21 protein-coding genes and 1 other RNA gene are annotated in these 23,392 nt (G+C 73.3%); 9 read left to right on the forward strand and 13 right to left on the reverse strand.

Annotation, left to right across the window (positions count from 1 at the left end; all coding sequences use genetic code 11):
• Together ACZ4Z1_RS40030 and ACZ4Z1_RS40035 are read left to right on the forward strand one after the other, a co-directional pair.
• Nucleotides 1–1,677: ArnT family glycosyltransferase (locus ACZ4Z1_RS40030; RefSeq protein WP_468491629.1), on the forward strand; the 1,677-nt coding region annotated here is incomplete at its 5' end.
• Nucleotides 1,678–1,851: 174 nt separating this feature from the next.
• Nucleotides 1,852–1,929: a 50S ribosomal protein bL37 gene (locus tag ACZ4Z1_RS40035; RefSeq protein ID WP_370443954.1), complete on the forward strand. Its 78-nt coding sequence runs from the start codon at nt 1,852–1,854 to the stop codon at nt 1,927–1,929.
• Between the two features lie 79 nt (nt 1,930–2,008).
• Here the strand turns inward: ACZ4Z1_RS40035 and ACZ4Z1_RS40040 are convergent, their stop codons facing one another.
• The 3 genes from ACZ4Z1_RS40040 to ACZ4Z1_RS40050 all read right to left on the reverse strand — a co-directional run bounded on the left by ACZ4Z1_RS40040 (nt 2,009) and on the right by ACZ4Z1_RS40050 (nt 4,571).
• A complete protein-coding gene (locus ACZ4Z1_RS40040; RefSeq protein WP_468491630.1) occupies nt 2,009–2,509 on the reverse strand; it encodes a peptidylprolyl isomerase in 501 nt (166 codons plus the stop codon).
• 113 nt (nt 2,510–2,622) lie between these two features.
• Nucleotides 2,623–3,023: RNase P RNA component class A (gene rnpB / locus ACZ4Z1_RS40045), an RNA gene on the reverse strand.
• An 84-nt stretch (nt 3,024–3,107) separates the two neighbouring features.
• Entirely contained in the window at nt 3,108–4,571 is a 1,464-nt protein-coding gene (locus tag ACZ4Z1_RS40050) for an RNB domain-containing ribonuclease (RefSeq protein ID WP_468491631.1), read from the reverse strand.
• A 161-nt stretch (nt 4,572–4,732) separates the two neighbouring features.
• Between ACZ4Z1_RS40050 and yaaA the strand changes: the two genes are divergently transcribed.
• Together yaaA and eda are read left to right on the forward strand one after the other, a co-directional pair.
• On the forward strand, nt 4,733–5,530 hold the full coding sequence (yaaA, locus tag ACZ4Z1_RS40055; protein ID WP_468491632.1) for a peroxide stress protein YaaA: 798 nt from the start codon (nt 4,733–4,735) through the stop codon (nt 5,528–5,530).
• 77 nt (nt 5,531–5,607) lie between these two features.
• Nucleotides 5,608–6,255, forward strand: a complete 648-nt coding sequence (gene eda / locus ACZ4Z1_RS40060; protein ID WP_468491633.1) for a bifunctional 4-hydroxy-2-oxoglutarate aldolase/2-dehydro-3-deoxy-phosphogluconate aldolase — start codon at nt 5,608–5,610, stop codon at nt 6,253–6,255.
• 37 nt (nt 6,256–6,292) lie between these two features.
• On the opposite strand, the gene ACZ4Z1_RS40065 is transcribed toward eda, so the two are convergent.
• From ACZ4Z1_RS40065 to ACZ4Z1_RS40080, 4 genes are all read right to left on the reverse strand, one after another.
• A complete protein-coding gene (locus ACZ4Z1_RS40065; RefSeq protein WP_468491634.1) occupies nt 6,293–8,344 on the reverse strand; it encodes an alkyl/aryl-sulfatase in 2,052 nt (683 codons plus the stop codon).
• 325 nt (nt 8,345–8,669) lie between these two features.
• Nucleotides 8,670–9,845, reverse strand: a complete 1,176-nt coding sequence (locus ACZ4Z1_RS40070) for a bifunctional RNase H/acid phosphatase (protein WP_468491635.1) — start codon at nt 9,843–9,845, stop codon at nt 8,670–8,672.
• A 3-nt stretch (nt 9,846–9,848) separates the two neighbouring features.
• Nucleotides 9,849–10,592: a zinc ribbon domain-containing protein gene (locus ACZ4Z1_RS40075; protein ID WP_468491662.1), complete on the reverse strand. Its 744-nt coding sequence runs from the start codon at nt 10,590–10,592 to the stop codon at nt 9,849–9,851.
• Nucleotides 10,589–11,455, reverse strand: a complete 867-nt coding sequence (locus tag ACZ4Z1_RS40080) for a Nif3-like dinuclear metal center hexameric protein (RefSeq protein ID WP_468491636.1) — start codon at nt 11,453–11,455, stop codon at nt 10,589–10,591. The genes ACZ4Z1_RS40075 and ACZ4Z1_RS40080 overlap by 4 nt, the downstream gene beginning before the upstream one ends.
• A gap of 334 nt (nt 11,456–11,789) precedes the next feature.
• Here ACZ4Z1_RS40080 and ACZ4Z1_RS40085 point away from each other — a divergent pair, with 334 nt between their 5' ends.
• Together ACZ4Z1_RS40085 and ACZ4Z1_RS40090 are read left to right on the forward strand one after the other, a co-directional pair.
• Nucleotides 11,790–13,169, forward strand: coding sequence for a hypothetical protein (locus ACZ4Z1_RS40085; RefSeq protein ID WP_468491637.1), 1,380 nt, complete (start codon nt 11,790–11,792; stop codon nt 13,167–13,169).
• Between the two features lie 151 nt (nt 13,170–13,320).
• Nucleotides 13,321–13,485, forward strand: coding sequence for a hypothetical protein (locus ACZ4Z1_RS40090; RefSeq protein WP_468491638.1), 165 nt, complete (start codon nt 13,321–13,323; stop codon nt 13,483–13,485).
• A 146-nt stretch (nt 13,486–13,631) separates the two neighbouring features.
• Here the strand turns inward: ACZ4Z1_RS40090 and ACZ4Z1_RS40095 are convergent, their stop codons facing one another.
• The 3 genes from ACZ4Z1_RS40095 to ACZ4Z1_RS40105 form a co-directional block, all read right to left on the reverse strand.
• A complete protein-coding gene (locus tag ACZ4Z1_RS40095; RefSeq protein ID WP_468491639.1) occupies nt 13,632–14,585 on the reverse strand; it encodes a 3-oxoacyl-ACP reductase in 954 nt (317 codons plus the stop codon).
• Nucleotides 14,586–14,646: 61 nt separating this feature from the next.
• Entirely contained in the window at nt 14,647–15,732 is a 1,086-nt protein-coding gene (locus ACZ4Z1_RS40100) for a Zn-dependent alcohol dehydrogenase (protein ID WP_468491640.1), read from the reverse strand.
• 86 nt (nt 15,733–15,818) lie between these two features.
• On the reverse strand, nt 15,819–16,685 hold the full coding sequence (locus ACZ4Z1_RS40105; protein ID WP_468491641.1) for a MaoC/PaaZ C-terminal domain-containing protein: 867 nt from the start codon (nt 16,683–16,685) through the stop codon (nt 15,819–15,821).
• Between the two features lie 360 nt (nt 16,686–17,045).
• On the opposite strand from ACZ4Z1_RS40105, the gene ACZ4Z1_RS40110 reads away from it, so the two are divergent.
• The 3 genes from ACZ4Z1_RS40110 to ACZ4Z1_RS40120 all read left to right on the forward strand — a co-directional run bounded on the left by ACZ4Z1_RS40110 (nt 17,046) and on the right by ACZ4Z1_RS40120 (nt 20,605).
• A complete protein-coding gene (locus tag ACZ4Z1_RS40110; RefSeq protein ID WP_468491642.1) occupies nt 17,046–18,356 on the forward strand; it encodes a sensor histidine kinase in 1,311 nt (436 codons plus the stop codon).
• Nucleotides 18,357–18,483: 127 nt separating this feature from the next.
• A complete protein-coding gene (locus tag ACZ4Z1_RS40115; RefSeq protein ID WP_468491643.1) occupies nt 18,484–19,881 on the forward strand; it encodes a condensation domain-containing protein in 1,398 nt (465 codons plus the stop codon).
• A gap of 85 nt (nt 19,882–19,966) precedes the next feature.
• Complete coding sequence (locus ACZ4Z1_RS40120; protein ID WP_468491644.1) at nt 19,967–20,605, forward strand: response regulator; 639 nt, start codon at nt 19,967–19,969, stop codon at nt 20,603–20,605.
• 19 nt (nt 20,606–20,624) lie between these two features.
• Here the strand turns inward: ACZ4Z1_RS40120 and gcvH are convergent, their stop codons facing one another.
• Genes gcvH through ACZ4Z1_RS40135 form a run of 3 tightly spaced genes read right to left on the reverse strand, consistent with a single transcriptional unit; the run spans nt 20,625 to nt 23,317 of the window.
• Entirely contained in the window at nt 20,625–21,020 is a 396-nt protein-coding gene (gene gcvH, locus ACZ4Z1_RS40125; RefSeq protein WP_468491645.1) for a glycine cleavage system protein GcvH, read from the reverse strand.
• 52 nt (nt 21,021–21,072) lie between these two features.
• On the reverse strand, nt 21,073–21,876 hold the full coding sequence (locus ACZ4Z1_RS40130; protein WP_468491646.1) for an SDR family NAD(P)-dependent oxidoreductase: 804 nt from the start codon (nt 21,874–21,876) through the stop codon (nt 21,073–21,075).
• Nucleotides 21,869–23,317 (reverse strand): MFS transporter, encoded by a 1,449-nt coding sequence (locus ACZ4Z1_RS40135; protein ID WP_468491647.1) that lies wholly within the window; start codon nt 23,315–23,317, stop codon nt 21,869–21,871. Before ACZ4Z1_RS40135 ends, ACZ4Z1_RS40130 begins: the two co-directional genes overlap by 8 nt.
• Nucleotides 23,318–23,392: the final 75 nt, after the last annotated feature.

The following is a 23,392-nucleotide window of genomic DNA, read 5'->3' on the forward strand; positions in this document are numbered from 1 at the left end:
CGCTGGCAAGGCCCCGCCACCGGCCTCCTGGCCGCCGCACTGCTCACCCTCACCCCCGTCACCGCCTCCCTGTTCGGCCACGCCATCCCCGACGCGGCACTGATCATGTGCCTGCTGCTGGCCGCCGACCGGTTCCAACTCGCCGTGCAGGGCGCCCGCTTGCACTCGCTGGTGTGGGCCGGTGTGTGGGTGGGCCTGGCCTTCCAGACCAAGATGATGCAGGCGTGGCTCATCGTCCCCGCCCTCGCCATCGGCTACCTCGTCACCGCCCCCGTCACGGCGCGCGCCCGGATCGGCCACGTACTGACCGCGGGGGCCGTGCTGTTCGCGGTGTCGTTCTCGTGGGTGCTGATGATGACGTTCACACCGAAGGACGTACGCCCGTACGCGGACGGCTCGACGAACAACAGCGCGCTGTCGATGGTCTTCGAGTACAACGGATTCAGCCGGCCGGCGGAGAGCGGACCGGGAGGGCCGGGCGGACCGAGCGGCAAATACCCGCCCACGGCCAACCGCCCCGACAGCCGCACCACCAGCCCGGCCACCCGCACCCCCGCCCCCGGCTCCCGCTCCGGTTCCGGCCCCGCCCGCAAAATGGTCAGCCTGGGCAGCGAGAAGAACACCTGGTACAAGCTGCTCACCTCCCGCTTCACCCCCCAGATCGGCTGGCTCTACCCGCTCGCCCTGATCGGCCTGGTCCACGGCCTGGTGCTGCGCGGCAGGCGTCCCCGTACGGACCGGCTGCGCGGCGGCTACCTGGTGTGGGGCGCCTGGCTGCTGACCACGGCCGCCGTCCTGAGCGTGGTCGACATCCCGCACACCGCGTACGTGGCGGGCCTGGCCCCCGCGCTCGCCGCGCTGGCGGCCGCCGGAGCCGTGACCTTGTGGCGGGTCCACCGCGCCGCCGCCGGCGCCCCGAGGCGCTGCCTCCTCCCTCTGGCCGTCGCCGTCCAGGCCGCCTGGGCGTCCTTCATCGCCGCCGGGCACACCGGCTTCGCCCCCTGGCTCGTCCCGGTGATCATCACGGCGGCGCTCGTCAGCGCCATCGCCCTCCTGTCGTACGGCCGCGCCACCGGCAGCCGCCTGCGCTCCGTCGCCCGCACCGCCCTGGCCGCCACCTGCGTCGCCCTCTTCGCGGCCCCGGCAGCGTGGTCCCTGTCCGTACTGGACCAGCGGTACGCGGGCTCGTCGTTCGAGGCGCACGCCGGGCCGGGCGGCCAGAACGCCACGGCCGGCGCGCCGGGCGGCGCGGTCTACGGGGGCGCGGGCGGCGCCTCGTACGACATGTCGCCGGCCCCGCTGACCGCCGCCCAGAAACGCCTGCTGGACTACGTGCGGCAGCACAACGGCCAGGCCGAGTACACCCTCTCCGCCGACGGCGGCTGGGCCCGCTCCCGGGCCATCACCCACACCGGTCTGCCGATCCTGCCGCTCGGCGGCTTCGCCGGCATGGCCACGTCGGTCACCCTCGCCGAGTACCGGCACCTGGTGGCCTCGGGTCATCTGCGCTTCGCCCTGCTCAACCCCACCGCGGCAGCGGGCGGCGGCGCCTCCGAAACGGCCAGGATCAACGCCTGGGTCCGTTCCGCCTGCGCCAAGGTCGACCCGAAGGCGTACGCCGCCGCCTCCGACCCCACCGTCCCCGAACCCCTCTACGACTGCGCTGCCGCCCCCTGATCCCTCTCCCCCGTGCCCTCCCACCTCTCCCCTCGTTCACCGTGATGTGTCTCACGAGACGTGTGGTGTTCCGTGAGGCGGGTATCCGGCCCCGGGACCGGAGGGCAGGACTCCGCCATGAAATGGTAGAAATGCGGAGGAAAGCCCTGCGAACCCCTGCGGAGAGGAGACGCCATGTCGTCGAAGCGACGCCGTAAGAAGAAGGCACGCCGGAAGAACGGTGCCAACCACGGCAGCCGTCCCCAGTCCTGAGCGGCCACGCCCGCCTCTACGCGAAGACCCCCGGGACACTGTCCCGGGGGTCTTCGCGGTCTCTGGCGCTATGGACCCGTTACGCGGCGTCCACGACGCCCGAGGACGCCACCTCGATCTTCGCGGAGGTGGCACCGGAGCGCGAGCCCAGCCCCTCGATCTTCTTCACCAGGTCCGTGCCCTCGACGACCTCGCCGAAGACCACGTGCGCACCGTCCAGCCACGGCGTCTCCACCGTCGTGATGAAGAACTGCGAGCCGTTGGTGTTCTTGCCGGCGTTCGCCATGGACAGCAGGAACGGGCGGTCGTGCTTCAGCTGGAAGTTCTCGTCCGCGAAGCGGTCACCGTAGATGCTCTTGCCGCCGGTGCCGTTGCGGCGGGTGAAGTCGCCGCCCTGCAGCATGAACTCGGGGATGACCCGGTGGAAGGGCGATCCCGCGTAACCGAAGCCGTGCTCGCCGGTGGCCAGCTCACGGAAGTTGCGCGCGGTCTTGGGCACGACGTCGTCGTACAGCTTGAAGACGATGCGGCCCGCGGGGGTGTCGTCAATGGTGATGTCGAAAAATACGTTGGAACTCATAGAACCCATCCTTCCACTTCCGTCACCCCATCCACCCCGCAGCCCGGCGCAGCCGTCCACGGTCACCGTGGACCGGCGCGGCTGCCCTGCCGGAAGAGTGCGGCGAAAGGCGGCGGACGAGTCGGCCTGTACGCCGGGTTCTGTCACCGGCGGGCCTCGCGGCCCGCCGGGAGACGGCCATCCATCTAGGGCTGCCGTTGCCGGCAGCCTCGTGCGGTCTACCCGCGGACTCGGGCGGGCAGCCCTCGAACGTCCGCGCAGAGACACCGGGGTGTCTCCTCTTGACCTTGCTCCGGGTGGGGTTTACCTAGCCCTCCGAGTCACCTCGGAGGCTGGTGGTCTCTTACACCACCGTTTCACCCTTACCGGCGCCTTGCGGCACCGGCGGTCTGTTTTCTGTGGCACTGTCCCGCGGGTCACCCCGGGTGGGCGTTACCCACCACCCTGCCCTGTGGAGCCCGGACGTTCCTCGGGAGGATGCGGTGCATCCCCACGCGGCCGTCCGGCCGGCTCGTCCGCCGTGCCGACCATGCTACCTTCCGGCCGGCTGAGGCCCGACCTCGCCGCGGGGGCAGGGCCGGCGGGGACCCGGACGCCGTCACGCGGGGGTGAAGCGGACGGGGACACGGCCGGGGTCGGCTTCGGTGAGGCGGACCCGCAGGGGGCGGCCCAGCGGCAGCTCCGGGACCTGCTCGCCGCCGTCGACGCGGCCGATCACCGCCGGGTCGTCCAGGTGCACCGTGCCCCGGTCCGGCCGCCCGTCCTGCACATCGACCACGTACCCGTCGAAGACCTCTCCGAGGCGGTCCTGCATCACGGCCGCCTCGACGAGGTCGACGCACTCCCGCTCGACCTGGGCTGCCCGGCGGCCGCCCTCCGCCATCTCGCCGGGGAGGGCGGGCAGCGCCGTACGGACCCAGTCCGGCGGTTCCTTTCCGGCCGCCGCGGCCAGGCACAGCTCGGCGCCGTAGCGGTCGGCGAGGCGGCGCAGCGGGGCGGTGACGTGCGCGTACGGGGCGGCGACGGCGGCGTGCCGGGCCTGGTCCGGGGCCGGCGGGTCGCCGTCGAAGACGGTGTAGCCCGCGCCGCGCAGCAGGGCCGTGCAGTCCTGGAGGAATGCGGCGTGCGTGCTGCGGGCGGGATCGAGGGTGCGGACGAGGGCGGCGTACGAGGTGTGGGGCGGCCAGTCGACGCCGAGGGCGCGGGCGGTACGGCGCAGGCGGGCGACCGCGCCGTCCGGGGCGGCGGGCAGCGTACGCAGCACACCGGTGCCGGAGGCGAGCATCAGCTCGGCCGCGGCCATGCCGGTGAGCAGGGAGATCTGGGCGTTCCAGGCGTCGGCGGGGCGGGGCGCCCGGTAGGCGAGGGCGTAGCCGTCCGGGCGCTCGACGATCTCCTGCTCGGGAACGTTGAGGGAGATGCCGCCGCGGGCCGGCTCCAGGTCCTCACGGAGGCGGCCGATGTCGCGCAGGAGGGCGAGCGGTTCCTCGGCGGTGCCGGTGTCGATGGCGCGCTGCACGCCTTCGTAGTCCAGCCGGGCCCGCGAGCGGACGAGGGCGCGGCGTACGTCCGTCGAGCGCAGCGCGCCGTCCGCGTCGAGGTCGAGCCGCCACAGGACGGCGGGGCGGACCTCGTCGGGGAGCAGGCTGGCGGCGCCCTCGCCGAGGACGGGCGGGTGCAGCGGGACGTGTCCGTCGGGGAAGTAGAGGGTCGTCACGCGGCGGTGCGCCTCGGCGTCCAGGGCGCCGCCGGGAGTGACGAAGGAGGCCACGTCGGCGATGGCGTAGTCGACGCGGAAGCCGCCGCCGGGGCGCCGGGACAGGTGCATCGCCTGGTCGAGGTCCATCGAGCCGGGCGGGTCGACGGTGAACAGCGGGATGCCGGTCTCGTCGGTGGCGGCCGTGTCGGCGGGCGGGTGCGGCCAGCGCGCGGCGCTGTCCGCCTCGGCCTGCGCGGAGAGCGGAAAGGTCTGCGGGATGTCCAGCCGCGCCCGCAGCTCCCGCAGCGCGGCGCGCACGGGCGCCTCGGCTGCGGCGGTCACGCGGAGGTGGCGGCGGGGCATGTTTTTGAGCGTAGGGGGGTTGGTGGGCGGGGGCACGTCAGGTCACTCAGGGGCGGGAGCCGCCCCTCGCCGCGCGGACCGGCCGTCCCTCGCCGCGCGGGCCGCCCCGCCCCGAACCGTAAGGTGGCGGAGCCAGTGCACAGGAGGTTAAGGAGAAGCGCGTGCTCGTGTTGTTGCCGCCGTCCGAAGGGAAGGCCGCGTCCGGGGGCGGGGAGCCGTTGGATCTGGGGGCGCTGTCGCTGCCCGGGCTGGGTCCGGCGCGGGAGGCGGTGCTCGAAGAGCTGGTCGGGCTGTGCGCGGCGGACGGGACGAAGGCGCAGGAGGTCCTCGGGCTGAGCGACGGCCTCAAGGGCGAGATCGCCAAGAACGCCGGGCTGCGGGCGGCCGGGACGCGTCCGGCCGGGGAGATCTACACCGGCGTGCTGTACGACGCGCTGGGGCTCGCCACGCTCGACGCGAAGGCGCGGCGGTCGGCGGAGTCGTCGCTGCTGGTGTTCTCGGGGCTGTGGGGCGCGGTGCGGGTCGGCGACCGGATTCCGTCGTACCGCTGCTCGATGGGGGTCAAGCTGCCGGGGCTGGGCGCGCTGGGCGCGTTCTGGCGTACGCCGATGGCCGAGGTGCTGCCGGAGGAGGCCGGGGACGGGCTGGTCCTGGACCTGCGGTCGGCGGCGTACGCGACGGCCTGGAAGCCGAAGGGGGAGGTGGCGGGCCGTACGGCGACGGTGCGGGTGCTCCAGTCGAAGACCGTGAACGGGGTGGAGAAGCGGTCGGTGGTCAGCCACTTCAACAAGGCGACGAAGGGGCGGCTGGTCCGCGATCTGCTGACGGCGGGGCGGGCGCCGGACGGGCCCGCGGAGCTGGTCGAGGCGCTGGGCGACCTCGGGTACGTGGTGGAGGCCGAGGCGCCGGCGAAGGCGGGCAAGGCGTGGGCGGTCGATGTGGTGGTGAAGGAGCTGTAGGCCCGGCCGCGGGACAGGGCGTTGCAGTATTTGCAACGACCATTGCGAACGATGACGGGTCGGCGCACTATGGGCCCGTGACCAGTGCTGCCGCCCCCTCCCCCGCCGCCCCGTCCTCCGTGCTGGGGCTCGCCCCCGTCATCCCGGTCGTGGTCCTCGATGACGCGGCCGACGCCGTCCCGCTCGCCCGCGCGCTCGTGGCGGGCGGGCTGCCCGCCATCGAGGTGACACTGCGGACGGCCGCCGCGCCGCAGGCCATACGGGCCATCGCCGACGCGGTCCCGGAGGCCGTCGTCGGCGCGGGCACGGTGCTGACCCCCGAGCACGTGGCCACAGGGGTCGCGGCGGGGGCCCGCTTCCTGGTGAGCCCGGGGTGGTCGCCGCGGCTGCTGGCCGCGATGAAATCCTGCGGCCTGCCGTTCCTGCCCGGCGTCTCGACGGCGTCGGAGGTGGTGACGCTCCTGGACGAGGGCGTGACCGAGATGAAGTTCTTCCCCGCCGAGACCGCGGGCGGCACGGCGTACCTGAAGTCGCTCGCCTCGCCGCTGCCCCGGGCCCGGTTCTGTCCGACCGGCGGCATCGGCCTGGCCTCGGCCCCCGACTACCTGGCGCTGCCGAACGTGGGCTGCGTGGGCGGTACGTGGATGCTGCCGGCGGACGCGCTGCGCGCCAAGGACTGGGGCCGGGTGGAGCGGCTGGCCCGCGAGGCCGCGTCGTTGCGCTGAGGCGACGACGCGGCCGCGGGCGCTACGGGCCGGCGCGTTACGGCGTGACGATCGGGAACACCGGGTCCGGGACCGTCAGGTAGCCGAAGACGGTGTCCGCGGCCGGCCGGTCGTCGACGCGGATGGTCCCCTTCTCGACGGCCGCGTCGAAGTTCCGCTGGAACAGCGGCCCTTCGAGGACGAGCGAGTCGAACGCCGACCTGGTGAGGGTGATGGTGGCCTGCGGCTTGCCGGCATACAGGTCCTTGCCCCCGACGTACACGAGGACACCGTTGCGCAGGGTGGTGGTGCACTCCTGCCCGGTGTCCGTGAACTGCCACTGGAGCACGATCGCGGCGCGCTGTTCCCGCGCCGCCGCCGGACCGTCCACGCTGCGCGCCATGGCCGCGAAGACCTGCTCCAGGCTCATGCTGCGGACCAGATCCGGCGCTCCCTTGCCGGCGGGCCGCTCCGGCGCCGTACGCAGCTCCTCCGCGCCGGTCAGGAAGAAGTTGCGCCACGGCCCGTTCTCGGCGCCGTAGCCGAGCTGGGCGAAGGTCTTGATCTGGAGGGCCTTGGCGTCCTGGACCGCCTGTTCGGAGACGGTGGCGGGGTCGGCGAAGATGACGTGGTTGAGCAGTTCCACGACCCAGCGGTACGCGTCCGGGTCGTCGTCCCGGCGGTCGTACGCCTCCTGCGCCTGCCGTACGACGGCCTCGGCGCCGCCCATCGCCGCCACGTAGCGGGTGCCGGCCGCGGCCGGCGGAAGGTTCCACAGGTGGGCCGGATTTCCGTCGAACCAGCCCATGTAACGCTGATAGACCGCCTTGAAGTTGTGGCTGAGCGAACCGTAGTAACCCTGGTTGTACCAGTGTTCGGCGAGACCGGCCGGCAGGTGCTGGAGTTCCTCGGCGATCTCGCTTCCGGTGTATCCCCGGTTGATCAGACGCAGCGTCTGGTCGTTGAGGTACGCGTACATGTCCCGCTGATTGCTCAGGAATTCAAGGATGCTTTCCTTGCCCCAGCGCGGCCAGTGGTGGGAGGCGAATTCCACTTCGGTGTGTTCGCCGAAGGTCTGGATCGCGTCGGTGAGGTATTTCGCCCAGGCGTGGGCGTCGCGCACCTGGGCGCCGCGCAGGCTGAGGATGTTGTGCAGGTTGTGGGTGGCGTTCTCCGCCATGCACAGGGCGCGCAGTTCGGGGAGGTAGATGTTCATCTCCGCGGGCGCCTCGGTGCCGGGCGTGAGCTGGAAGAGCAGCCGTACGCCGTCGATGACGCGGCGGTGCAGCCCCGCCCGCCACGGGATGACGTCGGCGGGCGACCAGTCGTCGCCGGTGACGGCCTGGGCGGCGCCGATGGAGTCGGTCGGCGGCAGCAGGGTGACCTCGCCGGTGGAGACGGTCAGCCCCAGCCCCGAACCGACCTGCGCGTACGGGCTCTTGTCCAGCTTCGCGGCGTACATGTACTCGGCGCGGCGCGCCATCGCCGGGCCCGCGTAGACGTTCTCGCTGACGGCGTGCTCCAGGAACCCTTCGGGTGCGATGACCGGCAGGTCGGCGGGGACCTCGTCGTTCCGCTCGGCGAACAGGCCGCGGGCGCCGCCGAAGTGGTCGACGTGGCTGTGGGTGTAGATCAGCGCGACGACCGGGTGCTGGTTGCCGGTGGTGTCCCGGTACAGCTTGAGCGCGGCCTGCGCGGTCTCGTAACAGGCCAGCGGGTCGATGACGATGATCCCGCCGTCCGCTTCGATGATCGTCATGTTGGACAGGTCGTAGCCGCGCACCTGGTAGACGGACCGGCTCGGGCCGGAGGTGACCAGGAACAGCCCGGCCATCGCGGTGAGCGTCCCCTGGCGCCACAGGCCCGGGTCGACCGTGCGCGGCGCCTGCCCCTCGCCGTCGGTGAGGAAGTCGTACGCGGTGAAGTCCCACACCACCGTGTCGCGGGCCGAGCGGGAGAAGATCACCGGGGCGTCCGGCCGCGCCATCAGATTGCGGCCCGCGTCCTCGAAGTCCTGTCCACCGCGTTCCGTCATACGCTCCGCGGCCTCCCGGTTGGCCGCCGCGACGGACGGGGAAACCTCGACGGGCTCGGTGTATTCGCTGGGCATACCAACCTCCGTACAGGCATGCGGAATTCCCGCATCGGCAAGGGAAAGGACACAGGCCGCGTCCCCGTGTGCCAGCGACGCTATGAAGACGGAGTGCGCGGTACAAGGAACCGATCGAGCCAGCCGCGCGATCCGGCCCGGGGCCGGTGGAGAACGCGGGATTCAGGCCAGATGGAAACGGCCGGAAAAGAGCCGGAAGGTGGCAGGAAAGAGCCCGGGAAGTCAGGAAAAACCCACGACAGCGGGCGGGCCCGTACGGTGACGGAAAAGCCCGGCCGGCCGGAGAACGGAAAAGCCCGCCCGCGCCCCGGGGTCTCCCCCGTCCTCAGCGCAGATGCGCCGTCTCGTTCACCAGCCGTACCGAAGCGTTCCCGTCGGCGTAGTACGCGACGGCCGACAGCGACGCGGCGGAGAGTTCCATCCGGAACAGCGCCTCCGGCGGGGCGCCGAGGGCCAGCCGTACCAGGGTCTTGACCGGGGTGACGTGCGTGACCAGCAGCACCGTGCGGCCCGCGTACCGGGCCAGCAGCTTGTCGCGGGAGAGGGCGACGCGGCGGGCGACGGCGGCGAAGGACTCGCCGCCGGTGGGTGCCGCCTTGGCGGAGCCGAGCCAGGCGGCGAGGTCCTCGGGGTGGCGCTCCTGGACCTCGGCGAAGGTCAGGCCCTCCCAGGCGCCGAAGTCGGTCTCGCGCAGGCCCTCGTCGATGCGTACGTCCAGGCCGAGGCGGGCCGCGACGGTCTCGGCCGTCTGCCGGCAGCGCTTGAGGGGCGAGCTGACGACGGCCTGGACCGTGCCGCGCGCGGCGAGCGCGGCGGCGGCCGCTCCGGCCTGCCGGTGCCCGGCCTCGGACAGCTCGGGGTCCGAGCCGCCGCTGCCGGAGAACCGCTTCTGCGGGGTCAGCGCGGTCTCGCCGTGCCGCAGCAGGACGAGCGTGGTCGGCGCCCCGAGGTCGGCGGGCGCCCAGCCCGCCGGCGGCGCCTTCGGCCCGGTGGCCTCCACCTCCGCGTCGGCCGCGCGGGCCGCGGCACTGCGCGCCGGGCCGCCCGCGTCCGGTTCGGCCCGGGAGTCCCGCGCCTGCCACTGCCGGCCGGCCTTGCCCGCGTCCATGGCCTCGTTGGCGAGCCGGTCGGCGTGCTTGTTGCGCTCGCGCGGGATCCACTCGTATGTGACCCGGCCGGGCGGGAAGACGCTCTGCGCCTCCGCCGCCAGCGGCCGCATGTCCGGGTGCTTGATCTTCCAGCGCCCGGACATCTGCTCGACGACGAGCTTGGAGTCCATCCGCACCCGGACGTCCGCCTCCGGGTCCAGCGCGTGCGCGGTACGCAGCCCGGCCAGCAGGCCCCGGTACTCGGCGACGTTGTTGGTCGCCGTGCCGATGTACTCGGCGGCCTCGGCCAGCGTCTCGCCCGTCTCCGGGTCGAGGACGACCGCGCCGTAGCCCGCGGGCCCCGGGTTGCCTCGGGACCCGCCGTCGGCCTCGACGACGAACGTACGGGCCACGGTCTACAGGCCCGAGTCGGGCGTGCGCACCAGGATGCGGCTGCAGTTCTCGCAGCGCACGACCTTGTCGGCGGGCGCGCTGCGCACGTCGTTCAGTTCGGTGATGTCCAGCTCCAGGCGGCAGCCTTCGCAGCGGCGCTGGTAGAGGCGGGCGGCGCCGAGCCCGCCCTGCTTCTCGCGCAGCTTGTCGTAGAGCGCCAGCAGGTCGGCCGGGATGTCGGCGACGGTCAGCTCGCGCTCCTTGCGCACCGTGTCGGCCTCGGCGTCGATCTCGCCGAACCGGGCGTCCCGGCGGGCGGCCGCGTCGTCGATCTTGGCCTGCACGGACCGCACGCGCTCGGTCAGCTCGGTGACGCGCTCCTGGGCGGACTCACGGCGCTCCATGACCTCCAGGACGACGTCCTCCAGGTCGCCCTGGCGCTTGGCGAGGGAGGCGACCTCCCTCTGGAGGTTCTCCAGGTCCTTGGGCGAGGTGATGGCACCGGAGTCCAGGCGCTGCTGGTTGCGGGCGGCGCGCTGGCGCACCTGGTCCACGTCCTGCTCCGCCTTGGTCTGCTCGCGGGTGGTGTCGCTCTCCTCGGTCTGCGCGGCGACGAGCAGGTCGCGCTGCTGGGTGAGGTCGCCCTCCAGGGTCTGGATCTCGGCCAGCTCGGGGAGGTTGCGGCGCTTGTGGGCGAGCTGGCTGAGCCTCACGTCCAGGGCCTGGACGTCGAGGAGGCGGATCTGGTCGGCGGGCGCGGCGTTCAGCGGGGGGCTCCTGATGTATTCGTCGGGGTCGTGCGGGCGTCGGACGCCGCGTGGGCGGTCCAGGGGTCGGTGACCGTGCGCGACACGTGGGTGCGCAGGTTCCAGCCGTGCCGGTCGGAAATCTCGTCGAGCTGGGCCGCGGCCTGCTCGCACCAGGGCCACTCGGTGGCCCAGTGGGCGGCGTCCAGCAGCGCCAGCGGGCTCTTCTGGGTCGCCTCGGAGGCGGGGTGGTGGCGCAGGTCGGCGGTGAGGAACGCGTCCACGCCCGCCGCCCGTACGTCGTCGAAGAGGCTGTCGCCGGAGCCGCCGGAGACGGCGACCGTGCGGATCGTACGGGCCGCGTCGCCGGCGATCCGGACACCCTGCGCGGTGGCGGGCAGCCGGGCGGCGGCGTACGGGCCGAACTCCGCGAGCGTCATCGGGTGCGGCAGCTCGCAGATCCGGCCCAGGCCGCGGCGTCCGTCGGCGTCCGTGGCGTCCGGCACCAGCGGGCGCAGGACACGCAGGTCCAGGGCGCCGGCCAGCGCGTCGGAGACGCCGGGGTCGGCGGTGTCGGCGTTGGTGTGCGCCACGTGCAGCGCGATGTCGTTCTTGATCAGCGTGTGCACGACGCGGCCCTTGAAGGTGCCGGCCGCGACCGTGGTCGTACCGCGCAGGTAGAGCGGGTGGTGCGTGACGAGCAGGTCGGCACCGATCCGGACCGCCTCGTCGGCGATCTCCTGCACGGGGTCGACGGCGAACAGGACCCGGCGCACCTCGGCGTCCGGATCACCGCAGACCGTCCCGACGGCGTCCCACGATGCGGCCCGCTCGGGGGGCCAGAGGGCGTCGAGCGCGGCGAGGACTTCAGACAGTACGGGCACGGGTGGAAGGTTACCTCTCAGCCGTACCGGTATGCCGGGCCGCTTCGGACGGCGGTCCGCAGGGGCGGGGCGCGGTGGCCGGAAAGAGCGGGGGCGCGGTGGCCGCCGGGACGTACGGCGGGCGCCCGGGCCGCCGGAGCGGTGGCGCTGCCTCCACCGTCCCCGCGACCGCCCGCGTGACCGTCTCCGTACCGCTTCACGGAGCACAAGCGCCTCCCCCATCCCAGGCGAACCGGACATCCGCCACTCTTTTGCGTGAAGTGCCGCAACCTTCACTACTCGTTTGAGAGTGCGAAAACTAGCTTCGACCGCACTGACTGGAGGTGAGCACTCGATGACAGCCTGTGTCACCGAGGACGCCGCGATGCCGGACACCCGGCAGCACAGCGCGGCGCTGACGATCGCCGCCGACGGCTCCTACGCCGCCCGGCTCGCGCGGCACGAGAGCACCGGGAGCTGGTTCCCCGAGCGCTGGACGCTGGCGGGACCCGAGCCGTACGCGGTTCCCCTGCCAGGGCGGCAGCCCGAGGAGGCGGACGCCGGGCTGCTGCCCCTCACGGACGGCCGGGTGCTGATCCGCCGCCGGGTCGCGGGCCGCTTCGCGCTCAGCCTGCTGTACCCGACCGGTCCGGGCACCGGCGAACTGCCGCTCGGCGCCGTGGAAGCGGCGGAGCTGACGCTGCTGCCGGCCGCGCCCTGCGGCTCGCGCGCGTACGCGCTCGCGCCCGGCGAGCACTCCACCGTGCTGTGGCTGGTGCACGACGGCCGGCAGTCCACCGTCCCCGGCCGGGCCCGCTCCGTACCCGCCTGTGCCGCCGAGATCGAGGGCCGCTGCGCGGGCGGCGTCTGGCTGGACCGTACGGGCCGGCTGCTCGCCCTCGACCAGGAGCTGGACGGGCGCACCAAGACGGTGGTGGTCGACCTGGAGCGCGGCGGCGAGGTCAGTCCGCTGCTGGAGATCACCGAGGCGAGCAACGACCGGCTGCTGCTGGCCGATCCGGACAGCGGGCTGCTGGTGCTGCGGTCGGACGCGGCGGGGCACGACCGGCTGGGGTGGGGCGTCCTGGGCAGTGCGCTGCCGGTGCGCTTCCCGGAGTGCCTGCGGCTGCCGGACGCCGCGCTCCAGCCGTTCGCCGTGCAGTCGGGGCAGGCGCTGGCGCCGGAGAGCAGCGCGGTGGCGTTCCGTATCGACGCGCTCGGCGGCACCTGGCTGGGGGTCTGGCGGCCCGCGGAGCGCCGGCTGCGGCAGCTTCCGCCGCCGCGCGGCTGGCTGGCGGGCACAGGGCTGTGGACGCCGGACGGGGAACTGCGGCTGCCGTTCGAGACGCCGGCGGTGCCGTGCGGGGTGGCCCGGCTGCCGGCGCCCGCCACTGGCGGGCAGCCCCCGGACGGTGCGACCGGCGGCGCCGGGCGTGGTCCGGACACGTCCGCCGCGACCGCTCCCGCCACGGTGCTCCCCTCCGCGCCGCTGCCCTCCGCGCCGCTGCCCTCCGGGGACCTCGTGCCGGCCGGCTTCCCGGTCAGACCCGCACGATGGGTACGAGTCCCCTCAACTCCCCCACCGATGTACGTGCATGCGCAGCCACCACCGCCCGCCGCCTCCACACCATCCACACAAGCGGAGGCAGTGATCCAGGAACCGTACGGCGCGTCCGCACATCCCTCTCCGTGCAGACCGGTGCCGCTGCAACAGGCGCCACTGGCGGCCCGGTAGAGCAAGATCTTTCGCTTCGTTAGTATCGGGCGGGGGCTGCGCGGCCGGTCGACCGGCCACCGACGGCATCGTGCCGCGGCACATCCCGGCTGCGGCCGGGAGAGGTCCCGACGCGTACAGCCGCAAGCGATCTGACGGAGTGACTCCTCGCATGTCCGAAGCCCGAACCGATACGACCCAGGCGCGCCCGCAGGACGCCGCCCAGGCCGCCGCGGCGGCAGGCTCCGGCAAACACCGTGGCCCGGCCGCCTCGGAGGACACCGACGCCTCCCCGAACGGCCGGCACCGCCGGAACAAGCAGCCCCAGGACGCCTGAGCCTGCGGGCCCGCTCCGGACCACGCGCCGCGCGACGGCCGTGGCTTCCGTACCGCCCGGTCAGGGGTACGGCAGCCACGGCCGTCGTCGCGCGTGCTGTGTCCTGCTGTCCTGCTGTCCTGCTGCCTTGCGGCCGGCGCAGGAGCTCAGCGCCGTTTGAGGCCCAGCACCTCCGTCGCCGCGAACGTCTCGTCCGGCGGGCGCTCCGCGTAGTACGGCGTCAGCACACCGTCCAGTTCCGCGTACGTGAAGACGTCCTTCGCGGTGTCGAACTGCGCCGCCACCTTGGGCCGTTCGACCACCGCGACCATGCCGCCGTGCACGACGAGCAGCTGCCCGTTGACCCGCGCGGCGGCGGGCGAGGCCAGATAGCCGACCAGTGGCGCGACGTGTTCGGGGGCCAGCGCGTCGAGGGACCCGTCCGCCGGCACCTCGAACCCGGCGAAGACGTCCTCGGTCATCCTGGTGCGGGCGCGCGGGCAGACGGCGTTGGCGGTGACCCCGTACTTGGCCAGTGCGAGCGCCGAGGAGGTGGTCAGACCGACGATGCCGCCCTTGGCCGCCGCGTAGTTGGGCTGGCCCGCCGAGCCGGCGAGGAACGCCTCGGACGAGGTGTTGACGATCCGCCCGTACACGGCGGCGCCCGCGGCCTTGGACCGTGCGCGCCAGTGGGCGGCGGCGAAGCGGGTGGTGTTGAAGTGGCCTTTGAGATGGACGCGGATCACCGAGTCCCACTCGTCCTCCGTCATGGAGAACACCATCCGGTCGCGCAGGATGCCCGCGTTGTTGACCAGGATGTCCAGCTTGCCCCAGCGTTCGACGGCCTGCTGGACCAGGCCGCGGGCCGTCTCGTGGTCGGCGACGTCACCGACGTGCGCGACGGCCTCGCCGCCCGCGGCGCGGATCTCGGCGGCGGTCTCCTCGGCCGGGGCCGCCGACGCCGCGCCGGAGCCGTCGCGGCCGGGCTGCCCGTAATCGTTGACGACGACGGCCGCGCCGAGCCGGGCGAGTTCCAGCGCCTCCGCACGGCCCAGGCCGCGGGCGGCCCCGGTGACGATCGCGGTCAGTCCGTCGAGCGGCCGTTCGGTGGGAGCAGTCACGTTCTCGGCTTCCTCTCGTTCGGTGTACGGGCGGGGACGCGGCGCACCGGGACCGGCCCGGTCACATCTCGATGCACGTACGGAGGGCCGTACCGCTGCGCATCTGCTCCAGCGCCTCGTTGATCTCCGGCAGCCGGACCCGGTGGGTGATCAGCCCCGCCAGGTCTATGCGGCCCGCCCGCCACAGGGCGATGGCCCGCTCGTAGGAGCGCAGCGCGTCCTGGCCGCCGTACAGCGACGGCAGGATGCGCTTCTCGTCGAAGAACAGCTCGAACATGCTGACCTGGAAGTGGTCGTCCATCGCCCCGGCGCCGACGACGCAGAGTGTGCCGCCGCGCCGCGTCGTCTCGTACGCGGTGCGTGCGGTGGCGGACCTGCCGACCACCTCGAAGACGTAGTCGAAGCCCTCGCCGCCGGTGATCCGCTGCTTGGCGTCGGCCAGCTCCTCCGGGGAGACCGCTTCGGTGGCGCCGAAGCGCAGCGCCGCCTCGCGGCGCGAGGCCACCGGGTCCACCGCGACGATCTGCGCGGCGCCGCACACCCGCGCGCCCTGTACCGCCGAGATGCCGACGCCGCCGCAGCCGATGACGGCGACCGACGCGCCGGGCTCGACCTGCGCGGTGTTCATCGCGGCGCCCAGCCCCGTCGTCACCCCGCACCCGATCAGCGCCGCGATCTCGTACGGCACGTCGTCCGGGACCGGTACGGCGCAGTGGGCGGCGACCACGACCTCCTCGGCGAAGGTGCCGGTGCCCGCGAACCCGAAGACGTCGGACGGGTCGGCGCCGGGACGGCGGAAGTTCGGGGTGCCGGCGCTCATGAACCCGGCCAGGCACAGGTGGGTCTGGCCGCGCTTGCAGGACGGACACGTACCGCAGGCGGGCAGCCAGCACATCAGGACGCGGTCCCCGGCCGCCAGGCCCTCGACGCCGTCGCCCACCTCCACGATCTCGCCCGCGCCCTCGTGCCCGGGGACGAACGGCGCGGGCTGCGGCAGCACCCCGCTCATCGCGGACAGGTCGGAGTGGCACAGTCCCGTGGCCCGCATCCGGATCCGTACCTTCCCCGGACCGAACCCCACCGCCTCGACGTCGTCGATGACTTCCAGCTTCTCCTGGCCTGTCTGGTGCTGTATCGCTGCGCGCATGGTGCGCTCCCTTCGCGGGGCGGCGGACCGGACGGGTCGGGCGCCGGGGACGAGGTGCTCACGTACCGTTCCTCACATGCCGTTCCTCATGTACCGGACGGGCTGATGTCGACGGCCGTGTCCGCCAGGACCGGCGCGTCCTCCCTGTCGGCCGCCGTCACCGACACCAGGACCCGCTCCGGCTCCTGCCACATGCGCACGCGCAGCGTCTCGCCGGGGAAGACCACCCCCGCGAACCGGGTCGTGTACGCGGCGACGCGCGCCACGTCGCCGCCCAGTACCTCGTCCACCACCGCCTTCAGCGTGATGCCGTAGGTGCACAGCCCGTGCAGGATCGGTCGGTCGAAGCCGGCGAGCTCGGCGAACTCGGGGTCGGCGTGCAAGGGGTTCCAGTCGCCGGACAGGCGGTAGAGCAGCGCCTGGTCCTCCCGTACGTGCCGTTCGACGGTGCGGTCCGGTGCGCGCTCGGGCAGCGGGAGCCGGCTGGACGGCCCGCGCTCCCCGCCGAACCCGCCCTCTCCCCGGACGAAAATCTGCGTGTCGCACGTCCACAGCGGCCCGTCGTCGTCAGCCGTCTCGGAGCGCAGCACGATGACCGCGGCCTTCCCCTTGTCGTACACGGCGGGGACGGTGGATGTCTGGACGGCCCGCCCCCGTACGGGCAGGGGCCGGTGCACGGTCACGGTCTGGCCGCCGTGCAGGACGGCGGCGAGGTCCACGTCGATGCCGGGCGCGGACAGGCCGCCGGCCAGCGCCATGCCGCCGCCCGCCACCGTCGCGAAGCTGGGTAGCACGTGCAGCGTGCTCTCCAGGGTGTAGCGCAGCTCAGCGGGGTCGGTGGCGGGCACGCCGGCGCCGATGCCGAGGTGGTAGAGCAGGACGTCCTTCGGCTCCCAGGCGAGTCCGGTGGTCCGCGGCTCGGCGGAGGTGGCCTTGGCGGCGTCGATGGGCATGGGGCTGCTGCTCCTTCACCACGGTGTTGAAGACCCCGGCCCGGCCGTCCGCACCGTCGGCCGTGCCGGGGTCGTTTGCGGTCGGCCGCCCGCGTCGGCGGTCCGGGCCGGCGACGGCGCCCGGCCCGACGTTCTAGAACGCGTTCTATCCGACGGCTCTCATGTATAGCCGATCCGGCGGAAGCCGGGAACCCCCTGACGGCCCGTCAGGTGCAGGCGCCGCCGCCACCCGCCCGCCTCTGTGACATTTGTCTGTCCCGACCGCGTACATTCACCTCTGCCGGGGCCGCCGACGGCATCGGTAGCGTCGCGGGCAGAGCGCGGACAGCGGCGCGGAACAGGGAAGAGGCAGTACGGAACGTGCGCAGGAACCGGCAGACCGAACGGGACGACCAGGACGGGCGGAGCAGGTGGGCCGGCCCCGGCCGGCGGGCCCGTACCTGCAAGCCGGCCGCGCCGGGCTGGTCAGGCCTGCTCGAAGTGACCGACGGAGCGCGCGAGGACGCCGGGGCCGAGGAGCGCGACGGGCGCGGCCCCGCCAAGGGCAAGGGCCCGCGCGGCTACACCTTCCTGCCGTGGCTGCTGATGGGCGCCGGCGCCCTGTCCAACATCATCAGCGGCAAGTCCCAGAACACCTGGCTGGCGGGGACCGGCCTGCTCGCCTTCAACTCGATCTACATCTTCGTCGTCTTCTCGGCCTTCGGCCCCCGCTACCGCGACTCCCGCGTCCCGGTGTACGGACTCGCCGCCCTGACCGCGGTCACCTACACCATCTCGATCGCCTTCGGCCACGCCTGGCTGCTCTTCTTCCCGCTCCTGTCCCTGGCCTCCGGCACGGTACGGGCCATCCGCGGCAGGACCCACTTCATCCTGCTGTTCGTCCTCAGCGCCTCGGCGGGCACCATCGCGGGCCGGCTCTTCGGCGATCACTGGATGGCCGCCGCCATCGGATACGGCACCTTCATCTCCGGCATGGTCGCCGCCACCGTCCTCAGCCTCTTCGACACCGTCAAGCAGCTCAATGCCACCCGCCAGGAACTGGCCCGCACCGCCGTCGAGAAGGAACGCCTGCGCTTCTCCCGCGACCTGCACGACCTGCTCGGCCACACCCTGTCGGTGATCGTCGTCAAGGCGGAGGCGGCACGGCGGCTGGCGCCGCGCGACCTGGACGCGGCGCTGGCCCAGACCGCCGACATCGAGGCGGTGGGCCGCCAGGCGCTCACCGAGATCCGCGAGGCGGTCACCGGTTACCGCGAGGGCAGTCTGAGCACCGAACTGGACCGCGCCCGCTCCGCCCTCCGAGCCGCCGGCATCGAACCCGTCGTACGCGAGTCCGGCCCGCCGCTGCCCCCGCAGGCGAGCGCGCTGCTCGGCTGGGTGGTACGCGAGGGCGTCACCAACACCGTCCGGCACAGCGGCGCGACCCGCTGCGAGATCGAGATCCGCACCGACGCCACGGGCGACCGCGCCCGCCTCACCGTCACCGACGACGGCCACGGCCCCACCCCGTCCGCCACACCGCCCACCACCGGCGGCACCGGCCTCAAGGGCCTCACCGAACGCCTGGCGGCCGCCGGCGGCACGCTGGACACGGGGCCGGACGGGCGGCGCGGGTTCCGGCTGGTGGCGGAGCTGCCGGTGGACGGCGAGGAACCGGCGCCGGAACGCTAGGGTGCGTCTCTCCGCGTACGGAACACCCGCACCGCAACGCAACTTCGCCCTCAGGGGATAACTCCCGCCCCGTCCGGGACAACCTGTAGCTGAGTTCCCGCGCCTACGAACGGAGAACCCTGTGCGCATGACCGACATCCAGCGTTGCGAGGTCCGGCCCGGACGGCTGGTGGAGTGGACACTGCACCCGACGGCCGTCGAGACCGCGATGAACCTGCCGAAAGACGTCCGGCCGCCCGCGTACATCCAGGAGTCCCACGTGCGCACGGCGCGCACGGTGCGCCAGGGCGGCCTGTTCGTACCGACCTGGCTCGGCACCGCCTTCGACATACACGGGCAGGCCGATCTCGACGTCCTCCAGGAAGCGCTGCGGGCCTGGACGCTGCGGCACGAGACGCTGCGCAGCGGTTTCCGCTGGCGCGACGACGAGATGCAGAGATTCACGCTCGACGCCGACGACGTCGTCCTGCACCGCGAGGAGATCGGCGACTTCCCCGACGCGGCGGCACTGGTCCAGCACCTGCAGGACCGCTTCGACGCCGAGGCGGACGCGCTCGGCTGGCCCAACTTCATCTTCGCCGCGGTCGTCCGGGACGACAGCACCAGCGTCTACATGGCGTTCGACCACAGCAACGTCGACGCGTACTCGATCCAGCGCATCACCGCGGAGATCCACGAACTCTACGCGGCCGGACTCCAACACCGCAGCGTGGACACCGCACCCGTCGCCAGCTACGTCGACTTCTGCGCCACCGAACGCACCGACGCCGACCAGATCGACGACACGCACGAGATCGTCGCCCGCTGGCGCAAGTTCATCGACCAGTGCGACGGAAAGCTGCCGAACTTCCCCCTCGATCTCGGGCTCGATCCCGCCGGACCGCTGCCCACGCAGAAGTTCCTGCACGAGATGCTGGTGGACGACGCCACGGCGGCCGCCTTCGAGGCGTACTGCCGCCCGTACGGCGGAAGCTTCATCGGCGTCCTCGCGGCCACCGGCCTGATCGTCCGCGACATCGGCGGGCATCAGGTGTACCGCACCGTCGTGCCCTTCCACACCCGGGCGCGATCCCGGTGGTCGGAGTCCGTGGGCTGGTACGTGGGCGGCGCGCCGATCGAGGTGCCCGTAGGGCAGGCGACGGACTTCGACAGCGCCCTGCGGATGGTCCGCGCCGCGTTGAGAGAGAACCGGTCCCTGTCCCGCATCCCCCTCGCCCGCGTGCTCCGGCTGCTCGGCTCGGACTTCCGCCCCACCTCCCCTGACCTGTACTCGATCGTCTCCTTCGTCGACGCCCGCGGCGTCCCGGGCTCCGAACGGTGGCAGCACCTCAAGGCGTACGGACTGATCCGGGTCTCGTACGGCGACCAGGTGTGCGCGTGGATCACCCGGCTCCACGAGGGCCTGCAGTTCGCCGGCCGCCACCCGGACACCGACGCCGCGTACGCCAGCCTGCGGCTGTACGTCGACCGGCTGCGGGACTTCATCGTCTCGGTGGCCCGGGCGGACACCGCACTGCCCGTCTGACACCCCGCTTCCGGCCGCCGGGCCGGGCCCGCCCCCGAGGCCCGGCCCGGCGGCCCCCGGTCCGGCGGCTGGCTAGGCTTGCCCCATGACCGATCCGGGCGGCGAGCAGGCCGAAGCGTGTGTGAAGGTCCTCCTCGCCGAGGATCAGGGGATGATGCGGGGCGCGCTCGCGCTGCTGCTCAACCTGGAGGACGACATGGAGGTCGTCGCCCAGGTGTCGGCCGGCGACGAGATCGTGCGGGCGGCGCTGGCGGCGCGGCCGGACATCGCGCTGCTGGACATCGAGCTGCCGGGCCGCAGCGGGCTGGACGCCGCGGCGGAGCTGCGGGAGGCGCTGCCGTCCTGCAAGGTGCTGATCGTGACGACGTTCGGGCGGCCGGGGTATCTGCGCCGGGCGATGGAGGCGGGCGCCTCCGGCTTCCTGGTCAAGGACGGGCCGGTGGAGGACCTGGCGGCGGCGATCCGGCGGGTGCTGGCCGGGGAGCGGGTCATCGACCCGGGCCTGGCCGCCGCCGCGCTCAGCGCGGGCCCCAACCCGCTGACCCAGCGCGAGCGCGACGTACTGACCGCGGCCGTGGACGGGGCGACCGTCGCCGACATCGCCGGGAAGCTGCACCTGTCGCAGGCCACGGTCCGCAACTACCTCTCCGGCGCCATCGGCAAGACCGGCACCCGCAACCGCATGGAGGCGGCACGCGCCGCCCGCCAGAACGGCTGGCTGTAGGGAGACGGCGGGCGGGTGGTCAGCCGGCCGTCTCCTCCTGGAGGTAGCTCTCGTACCCCTTCGCGTCCAGCAGCGCGTCGAGTTCGGCGGGCCGGGTCAGCCGCAGGACGATCAGCCAGCCCGCGCCGTACGGCTCGTCGTTGATCTGCTCAGGGGCGTCGTTGACGGTGTCGTTGACCACGAGGACCGTACCGGTCAGCGGTACGTAGACCTCGGTGACGGCCTTGACGGACTCCAGCGAGCCGAACGCGTCACCCGCCTCGAACCGCTCGCCCTGCTTGGGCAGTTCGGCATAGACGATGTCACCCAGCTGCCGCTGCGCGTGGTCGGTGATGCCGACGGTGACCTGATCGCCTCTGACCCGGAGCCACTCGTGGTCCTTGGTGTACGAAAGATCCGCGGGGATGTTCGCCATGCCGCGGACGGTGCCACCACGCCCGGGCGGAGGGAAGGCTTCCGGCGAGCGGTCACGTCCGCAAGTACGACGCCCCGTTCAGGTCCAGTACCGCGCCCGAACTCCACTGCGCCTCCGGGGAGGCCAGCCACCGTACGGCTGCCGCGACCTCGTGCGGGGCGGCGACGCGGCCGAACGGGCTCTGGGCGCGGACGGCCGCGCCTTCGGGGCCGGTCAGGCGGTGGGCCACCCGGTCGGTGTCGATGAAGCCGGGGGCGACGGAGGCCACGGCGATGCCGTGCGGGGCGAGGGCGACGGCGAGTGACTGGCCGAGGGCGTGCACGGCGGCCTTGGTGGCACCGTAGGCGGGGTGGTCGGGTTCGCCGCGGAAGGCGCCGCGGGAGCCGATGTTGACGATCCGGCCGCCGGTGCCCTGTGCGATCATCGCCTGCGCCGCGCCGTGGCTGAGGTGGGCCGTGCCGAGGAGATTGACCGCCACGTGCTGCTGCCAGGCGGCGGTCCAGTCGTCGTACGGGGTGGTCGCGGGCGGGTGCGGGGTGTTGACGGCGGCGTTGTTCACCAGGACGTCGATGCCGCCGAGGGCTTCGACCGCCGCGCCGGTCAGGGCGGCGGCGCCGGACGGGCCGGCCAGGTCGGCGCCGAGCAGGACATGGCCGCTGCCGGGCAGGGCCGCCAGGGTCTCCTCGGCGTCCGCGCGCCGCGACCCGTAGTGCACCGCGACCCGGTCGCCGTTCTCGGCGAAGGCGTGGGCGACGGCCCGGCCGAGGCCGCGTGAGGCTCCGCTGACCAGGACGCGGCGGCCGGTGGCGGGGAAGGGGGTGGTGCCGGGCAGGGCAGCGGGTCCGGTCTCAGGCATGGTGGGCGTCCTCCGGGCGGCGGGGCAGGGCCAGGACCATCAGCAGCACACTGGCCAGCAGGATGACCGTACCGACCTGGAAGGCGAGGCCGTACCCCGAGGCCATCGCGGCCGGGCCGCCGTGGCCCGCCGCGATGCGGGTGGCCGCGACCGTGGACAGGACGGACAGGCCGAGCGCGCCGCCCATCTGCCGCGAGGTGTTGATCAGGCCGGAGACCAGGCCCTGGTCGGAGGGGGCGGCCCCGGAGGTGGCGATGGAGGCGACCGGGGTGGCGGTCAGACCAGCGCCGAAGGCCATCAGGATGCCGGGCCCGAGCAGCGTGCCGAGGTACGTGCCGTCGGCGCCCATCTGCCCCTGCCAGAACATGCCCACGGCGGAGACCAGCGCGCCGGCGACGGCCAGGGACTTGGCGCCCACCCGGTTCATCAGGCGCGGCCCGATCTTGGAGCCCAGCACGATGCTCAGCGAGTGCGGGATGAAGGAGAGGCCGGCTTCGAGGGGCGTGTAGTCGAGGACGTTCTGCACATAGAGGGAGAGGAAGTACCACATGGAGAACATCGCGGCGCCCGCCAGCACCATGGCGCTGTTCGCCGCGTACACCGAGCGCAGCCGGAAGAGCGTCAGCGGCATCAGCGGCGCCTTCGTCCGGGCCTCGACGGCCACGAAGGCGAGGAGTACGAGCAGGCCCGCCGCCAGCGGCAGCAGCGCGCTCGCCGAGGTCCAGCCGTCCGACTCGGTCTGCACGATGCCGTACGCCACCAGCGCGAGGCCCGCGGTCACCAGGAGGGCGCCCGGGATGTCGAGCCGCCGCCCCTCGCCGCGCCGGCTCTCGGTGAGCCAGCGCAGCGCCCCGGCCAGCACCAGCGCGCCGACGGGCACGTTGATCAGCAGCACCCAGCGCCAGGACAGGTACTCGGTCAGCACCCCGCCGACCAGGCCGCCCACGGCGCCGCCGCCCGCGCCGACCGCGGTCCAGGTGGCGATGGCACGGGTCCGCGCCGGGCCCGCGGGGAACGCGGTGGTGAGGATGGTGAGGGTGGCCGGGGACAGAATGGCCGCGCCGACCCCCTGGACCGTACGGGCCGCGATCAGGTGCCACGACTCCTGCGCCAGGCCGCCCGCCAGGCTGGCGACGGTGAACAGGGTGAGCCCCACGACGAATATGCGTTTGCGCCCGAAGATGTCGGCCACCCGGCCGCCGAGCAGCATGAATCCGGCGAAAGTGATCACGTACGCGTTGACCACCCACTGCAGCCCCAGCTCGCTGAGCCCGAGGCCGGTGCGCATGCTCGGCAGCGCGACGTTGACGACCGAGACGTCGAGGACGACGAGGAACTGTCCGGCGCAGACCAGCAGCGTCACCAGCCAGACGGGCGGCGGGGTGCGGCGGGCGTTTTCGGGCAGGGTGGCGGGAGCGGCTGTCGGGGGCATGGTCTCCATAGTTGCACCCGGCACGCGTCCGCGGCATCGGATTATCGGCCCGGACGTAGCCGGTCACAGGTCCTAGGACGGAGG

The sequence above is a fragment of the Streptomyces sp. NPDC030165 genome (assembly GCF_055573595.1).

Coding starts and splice junctions, on each gene's coding strand:
- ACZ4Z1_RS40035 (WP_370443954.1), top strand. CDS start 1,852: ATGTCGTCGAAGCGACGCCGTAAGAAGAAGGCACGCCGGAAGAACGGT.
- ACZ4Z1_RS40040 (WP_468491630.1), bottom strand. CDS start 2,509: ATGAGTTCCAACGTATTTTTCGACATCACCATTGACGACACCCCCGCG.
- ACZ4Z1_RS40050 (WP_468491631.1), bottom strand. CDS start 4,571: ATGCCCCGCCGCCACCTCCGCGTGACCGCCGCAGCCGAGGCGCCCGTG.
- ACZ4Z1_RS40065 (WP_468491634.1), bottom strand. CDS start 8,344: ATGCCCAGCGAATACACCGAGCCCGTCGAGGTTTCCCCGTCCGTCGCG.
- ACZ4Z1_RS40085 (WP_468491637.1), top strand. CDS start 11,790: ATGACAGCCTGTGTCACCGAGGACGCCGCGATGCCGGACACCCGGCAG.
- ACZ4Z1_RS40090 (WP_468491638.1), top strand. CDS start 13,321: ATGTCCGAAGCCCGAACCGATACGACCCAGGCGCGCCCGCAGGACGCC.
- ACZ4Z1_RS40100 (WP_468491640.1), bottom strand. CDS start 15,732: ATGCGCGCAGCGATACAGCACCAGACAGGCCAGGAGAAGCTGGAAGTC.
- ACZ4Z1_RS40105 (WP_468491641.1), bottom strand. CDS start 16,685: ATGCCCATCGACGCCGCCAAGGCCACCTCCGCCGAGCCGCGGACCACC.
- ACZ4Z1_RS40115 (WP_468491643.1), top strand. CDS start 18,484: ATGACCGACATCCAGCGTTGCGAGGTCCGGCCCGGACGGCTGGTGGAG.
- ACZ4Z1_RS40120 (WP_468491644.1), top strand. CDS start 19,967: ATGACCGATCCGGGCGGCGAGCAGGCCGAAGCGTGTGTGAAGGTCCTC.
- gcvH (WP_468491645.1), bottom strand. CDS start 21,020: ATGGCGAACATCCCCGCGGATCTTTCGTACACCAAGGACCACGAGTGG.
- ACZ4Z1_RS40130 (WP_468491646.1), bottom strand. CDS start 21,876: ATGCCTGAGACCGGACCCGCTGCCCTGCCCGGCACCACCCCCTTCCCC.
- ACZ4Z1_RS40135 (WP_468491647.1), bottom strand. CDS start 23,317: ATGGAGACCATGCCCCCGACAGCCGCTCCCGCCACCCTGCCCGAAAAC.